We start from the raw sequence: 5,742 nt of genomic DNA, 5'->3' as shown, positions 1-5,742 counted from the left end.
TTGAACAGATTATGGCAAGTGCACTCATGTTCCGGTTTACCAACGGTCGGCCCCTTTTCGCGTCGATCGTCTGCCCAGTGACGACGCGAAGGGGATAGGTTCTGATCTACTAAGACGACGTAAATGACATGGCATAGGTGACCCCACACTCCAAATTGATTGAGATTTTTGGGGTTCGAAGCACCTTCGGACCCCCCCGCTAGGTGGCCGGCGCTAGCCATGCGAGAGGGCCGAATGTCATCCGTGCTGCGGCAGGATGAGCCGAAATCGCGGCGTCTGAATGAGGGTGGATTTCGGCGGTTTCAGGGGAACTCGGGGGTATCTCTTTGAGAAGTCAGGTCAGTCCCACAAAAATCGGCCCGAAACTTGCAAAGCCATTCCGGCGGCGACTCGATCGCGAACGGGCTCCGCCGCAGATCGATGCGGCTGCGATTCGCGGCCGGAAGCATGCTGCCAAGCGATTCGCTGCCGCCGAATTGAAAGATATGGAACAGCGCCGGTATGAAAATCGCAACTGCGATGCTGGTCTTGGACCCGCGTCAGGATTGGTAGCGGAGGAGGAACATATAGCGAACATATAACGTTCTGACATTGCTCGTTTTTTCCGCCCAACTCTTGGAAAGTACCCCCACCGATACCCCCAGAATCCCGAATTTGCGCCAAACCGTTACAAGGGTGCGATCGGCCGACTAATTTTCGAAAATTGGCAGCTCAACCGCCTCATTGAACGGCGGAAGTTGGGCCGGAAGCGGAAAGGCAGCTTTTATATCTTTGAGCGGATTATGCGGACAGCGACTGCTGACCGAATCGCAAGCCGGTGCATTAGAGAATGGTCTGGAGAAACCCCTCTTGGCATAGACTTTTGCCGTCGTTGAAACGCCCCTGCAGGACAGCCAACACGGAGCCGAGAGCCACAAACTAAATCGGTTTACTATTTAGCGCGCCTTTCCTACCATCCAGAGATGGCGAGAGAAACCTTTACGATTGAGGGCGCAGGCGCGATTTCTCTTACAGCCGAGGCTGAGGGGGATGCCTACGCCATACCCGTCCTTCTTGCGCACGGCGGCGGGCAGACACGGCGCGCGTGGAGAAGGGTGGTCAGCGAGCTGGCTCAAGCCGGCTTTCGCGCAATCGCCTTCGACATGCGCGGTCACGGAGACAGCGATTGGTCGCCATGCGGAGCTTATGAAATGCGCGACTTCGCGGCGGATCTGGTCGCTGCAGCGTCGCGCCTGGACCAGAAGCCAGCGCTGGTCGGCGCTTCACTGGGCGGGCTCGCTGGACTGATTGCCGCAGGGGAGCTTGCTCCAGGTAGCTTTGCTTCACTCACATTGGTCGACATTGCCCCGCGCATGGCGCCCAGCGGTGTAATGCGCGTGGTTGGTTTTATGGAAGAGCATGTCGATAGCGGCTTCGCCTCACCAGAGGAGGCGGCCGACGTGATCGCTCGCTACATGCCGCATCGTCCCAGGCGGGGCGCGAGCGATGGTCTGAAAAGCTATCTGCGGCAGAAGCCGGATGGGCGCTTCTATTGGCACTGGGACCCTGTGCTTATCCGTAATATAATGTCAGCCAGACAAGGCGACCCAGACAGCCAAGAACGTCAATCGGCAATGCTCAGCCAAGCTGCGGCGAATCTCACGCTTCCGCTTCACCTCATCCGAGGCGCCTCTAGCGATCTTGTTTCCGAAGAGGCCGTATTGCATCTGCGACAACTCGCCCCCCATGCAGAATACACCGATATTGCCGATGCCACGCACATGGTCGTGGGCGATGCGAACGATGCCTTTTCCGCCGCTATCGTCGATTTCCTACGGCGCCATCACTCATCCGATACGGCTCAGCCACAGGGGACGAGGGAGCTATGATCGATCGAGAGCGCTTGCAGGAAATGCTGAATATCGCGCCGTTTCATCGATGGCTTGGGCTGGAGATTGCAACATGCTCCGACCAGGGAATCGCGATCACCATGCCATGGCGCGAAGAGATCGTGTCGAACCCGATGATTGGGTCGGCGCATGGAGGGGTCCTGGCTTCACTGGTCGACCTCACCGGGCTTTATACTCTGCTTGCCGGGGGCGTCGCGGCGAGAGCGACGGCCGATCTGCATGTCGATTACCACCGTCCTGCAACCTCAGGACCTCTCACTGCTCACGGACAGATCGTGAAGATCGGGCGACAGATTTCGGTGGCGGAAACCCGGGTTCTCGAGCCCGACGGCAAGTTGGTCGCCAGCGGCAGGGGCGCCTACTTCTCGTCAACCGGATCACTTGATCATCGCGGCGGGACTATTGATCTCGAACAGGCTCTTGCCACCCAAGGCCCAGCGACTTCTGCAGCGCGATCCACGCCAGCGTAAGGGCGCCTTTTGCCCGGACGAGGTCTGCTGAGGCCTGCTGCTGTTCTCGCAGGGCCCGGTTGAGGTCAGCCTTCGAGATCGCTCCTGCGGCAAAACGTTGGCGGTTCAGATCGGCGGCGCTATCCGCCTGGCTCTTGATCTGCGCGCTGGCTGCCAGCGCGACGCGTTGTTGGCCAAATCGTGCCAGAGCGCGCTCGGCATCCCGTAGCGCCGCGAGGACGGTTTGACGATAGTTGGCGACAGCTTCGTCGCGGACCGCCCCGGCGCGATCGACCGACGCGTCGACCCTTCCAAAATCGAGGAAGTTCCATTCCAGGCGGGGTATCGCCAATGCCGAAAATTCGCCTACATCGAAGATATCGTCGGGGGAAGATCCGCCAAGGCCCAGAATCCCCATAAAGGACAGCTTCGGGAACCTTGCCGCTTCGGCCACCCCGATCCTGGCCGTTGCAGCGGCGAGAGTGCGCTCAGCCGCCCTGATGTCGGGCCGACGCGCGATCAGACTCGCCGGATCGCCGACAGTAACCTCATCCGGGGGCAAAGGGATATCTCGCGGCGTCGAAAGGTCTTCGGCCGTCGATCCAGGAATCCGTCCCGACAGGATCGCAAGCGCGTCTAGCAGGACGGCTTTATCGGCCTCCGCCTCGGCGAATTGGGATTTGAGCACCTCCAGCTCCGCGTTCGCATTGCCCACCGGGAACAGCGGCAGCGCGCCTTGCTGATACCGCTGATAAGTTAGGGCCAGGACTTCTTCCTGCAGCTTGATCTGCGTCCGGTATTGGTCGGCGCGGAACTGGGCCTCCCGCAAGTTGACGTAGTTATTGGCAACTTCGGCGGTCAGCTGAACCTTTGCGTCCTCCGCATTGGCGACCGTTGCCGCAGCCTGCGCGTTGCCGGCCTCGATACGCCTCCGGGAGCCGCCCGCGAACTCCAGCTCCCAGTTGGCATTGAGACCAACATTGTAAAAGCTGAGGGCATCGTCGCTTCCCGCCTCCGGATCGGGTTGCTGTGAGGACGGGGGTGCCCCCTCCTGAATTTCAAGGCCGGGAAGCTGGCCCTGAATAGTGGTGGCCTGGGTTCCGAGTGTCGGCATTCTGCCGGCCCGATCCTGCCTGACCGATGCCCGGGCCTGCGCGATGCGCGCCTGCGCTGCCTGGAGCGACGGATTTTCGGACAACGCAGTTTCGACCAGCCGGGTCAGTTCAGGATCGTCGAGCAGCACCCACCATTCGGCAAGGGCCGGGTCCATGACGCCTACATCCTCGCCAGCGCGGACAAACCGATGGCCGGTATCCGCCGACAATATTTCCGGAGGGCCTGCGTAGTCCGGCCCAGCCGTACAGCCAGCCAGCAAGGCGATGAGGAGAAGCGATGGTATCGAACGGCGCATCATATAGGGCTCAGTGCATCGAAAGGGAGACATTTTTTGGAAGCGGCCTCAGGAAGAGGACCAGCGGAACCGTCGCGAGGGTCAGAATCCCCATAACCAGGAACACGTCATTGTAGGTCATTATGAACGCCTCGCGTTGCAGGGTGCGGCTCAGGACGGCCATCGCCCCCTCCATGCCGCCGAAGTTTCGCGCCAGCCCGTCGAGATAGTCCTGTAGCGAAACGCTGTTCGCATTCAGGGTCTCTTCCATCCGCCGGCTATGATGCCAGATCCGCTGGTCTTGGAACGATGCCAGAGCCGAAAGAGCGAAAGAGCCACCGAGATTGCGCGCCGCGTTGAAAATTCCCGAGGCGTCGCCGGCATCCTCCTTGGCGACCGAAGCCACCGTCGCCTGATTCAGGAACATCATCGACAAGATCATGCCGACACCGCGCAAGAGCTGGCTCTCGGTAAAAACGGCACCACCGGATTCTGCTGTAAGGCTGGTGCTGACAAAGCAGCTGACCGCCATCAGCAACATGCCGGCGCCGACGGCGATGCGAATGTCGATCTTCCGGATCATCAAGGGAAGCACAGGCATCAACAGGAAGGCCGGGACGCCCATCCAGAAGATCACCAGCCCGGTCTGAAGCGCGTTATAATCAGAAATGATCGCGAGGAACTGCGGGATGACGTAGGTCGAACCATACATCACCATACCCAGGGCGAGCGCCATGATCGCGACGCTGGCGAACTGTCGATTGAACAAGAGCTGCAACTTCAAGACTGGCTTGCGTGCCTTCACCTGTCCGTAGATCAGCGAGGCAAATCCGACGACTGTGATGATTGTGAGCCAGCGAATGAGAGAGGATTCAAACCATTCCTCGCGGTGGCCCTCCTCAAGGACGACCGTAAGTCCGCCCAGCCCCAAGATGAGCCCGACAATGCCCGCCCAATCCGCGTCAGTGAGATAATCCCACTTTGGCTTTTCGTGGGGCAAGCCAACGAACAGCAGGAGCAGCAGCAGGCCGCAGACCGGCACATTGACAAAGAAGGCATAGTGCCAGCTCAGATTCTCGGTCAGCCAACCCCCGATCAAAGGCCCCATCACGGGGCCGAGGATCACTGTCATGCCGAACAGGGCCATTCCGATGGGCTGCTGATGTGGCGGCAGCCTTTTGGCCACGATGGTCATTGCCGTCGGAATGAGCACGCCGCCCGTGAAGCCCTGACCCGTGCGGCCGATGATCATTGTCGTAAGGTCGGTTGCAATCCCGCACAGCACCGAAAAGGCGGTGAACGCGCTGACCGCGATGATGAGGAGGGTTCGCAGACCGAACAGCCGTTCCAGCCAAGCGCTCAGCGGAATGACGACAATCTCAGCAACGAGAAATGACGTAGCAATCCAGGTGCCTTCGGCGCCTGTGGCACCGATCTCGCCCTGAATGACGGGGAGTGCGGAATTGACGATTGATATGTCCAGCGTCGCGAGCATGGCGCCAAGCGCGCCCGCGGCCACAGCGACCCAGGCAGTAACGTCTGCGTTCTTTCGGCTCCCGGCCGGCCCGATCGAAGTGTCCTGCGCTGCCAGTATCTCGGTCATTGAGTCCGACTCGAGATCTCTTCCAATTCGCCGGCAGCATTCCGAGTGTCGACCGTAGCCACTACCGACATGCCGGGAACGAGCAGACGCCGCACTTCAGGGGGAGCATCGATAGCGATGCGGACGGGTATCCGTTGAACGATCTTGGTAAAGTTGCCGGTGGCATTTTCGGGGGGGAGGATGGAAAATTCCGCGCCCGTTCCCGGCGATATGCTGTCCACTCGTCCCGCGATCTCAAGGTCTGGCAGGGCGTCAACTTCGAGCCTGACGCTCTGGCCGGCCCGGATGAGGCCGACCTGCGTTTCTTTGAAGTTCGCGGTCACGTAGATCGCGCTCACCGGAACCACCGTCATCAAACGTTGACCCGGTTGCACGAACTGGCCCACCCTGACCGAGAGATCGCCGACGCGG

At 60.2% G+C, this 5,742-nt stretch carries 4 protein-coding genes and 1 pseudogene; 2 read left to right on the top strand and 3 right to left on the bottom strand.

What is annotated here, in order from left to right; all coding sequences use genetic code 11:
* The first annotated feature begins 962 nt into the window (after positions 1 to 962).
* Entirely contained in the window at positions 963 to 1,868 is a 906-nt protein-coding gene (locus C725_RS14950; protein WP_038283760.1) for an alpha/beta fold hydrolase, read from the top strand.
* Positions 1,865 to 2,359, top strand: a complete 495-nt coding sequence (locus C725_RS16055; protein ID WP_078056337.1) for a hotdog fold thioesterase — start codon at positions 1,865 to 1,867, stop codon at positions 2,357 to 2,359. Before C725_RS14950 ends, C725_RS16055 begins: the two co-directional genes overlap by 4 nt.
* Here the strand turns inward: C725_RS16055 and C725_RS14945 are convergent.
* From C725_RS14945 to C725_RS14935, 3 genes and pseudogenes are all read right to left on the bottom strand, one after another.
* Positions 2,289 to 3,749 carry an efflux transporter outer membrane subunit gene (locus C725_RS14945; protein WP_038283764.1) on the bottom strand — a complete coding sequence of 487 codons (1,461 nt, stop codon included), beginning with the start codon at positions 3,747 to 3,749 and terminating at the stop codon, positions 2,289 to 2,291. The genes C725_RS16055 and C725_RS14945 overlap by 71 nt on opposite strands.
* 10 nt (positions 3,750 to 3,759) lie before the next feature.
* On the bottom strand, positions 3,760 to 5,331 hold the full coding sequence (locus tag C725_RS14940) for an MDR family MFS transporter (protein ID WP_051051489.1): 1,572 nt from the start codon (positions 5,329 to 5,331) through the stop codon (positions 3,760 to 3,762).
* Positions 5,328 to 5,742, bottom strand: a pseudogene (locus C725_RS14935) (HlyD family secretion protein); the annotation flags it as partial. The pseudogene C725_RS14935 and the gene C725_RS14940, both read right to left, overlap by 4 nt.

The organism is Pacificimonas flava (assembly GCF_000342165.1).
Classification (GTDB): Bacteria; Pseudomonadota; Alphaproteobacteria; order Sphingomonadales; family Sphingomonadaceae; genus Pacificimonas; species Pacificimonas flava.
The sequence above is the reverse complement of the archived record's forward strand: the minus strand, read 5'-3'. Positions and strand labels throughout refer to the sequence as shown.

Excerpts from the sequence above, each read along its gene's own strand:
- C725_RS14950 (WP_038283760.1), top strand. The coding sequence starts at position 963 with ATGGCGAGAGAAACCTTTACGATTGAGGGCGCAGGCGCGATTTCTCTT.
- C725_RS14940 (WP_051051489.1), bottom strand. The coding sequence starts at position 5,331 with ATGACCGAGATACTGGCAGCGCAGGACACTTCGATCGGGCCGGCCGGG.
- C725_RS14945 (WP_038283764.1), bottom strand. The coding sequence starts at position 3,749 with ATGCGCCGTTCGATACCATCGCTTCTCCTCATCGCCTTGCTGGCTGGC.
- C725_RS16055 (WP_078056337.1), top strand. The coding sequence starts at position 1,865 with ATGATCGATCGAGAGCGCTTGCAGGAAATGCTGAATATCGCGCCGTTT.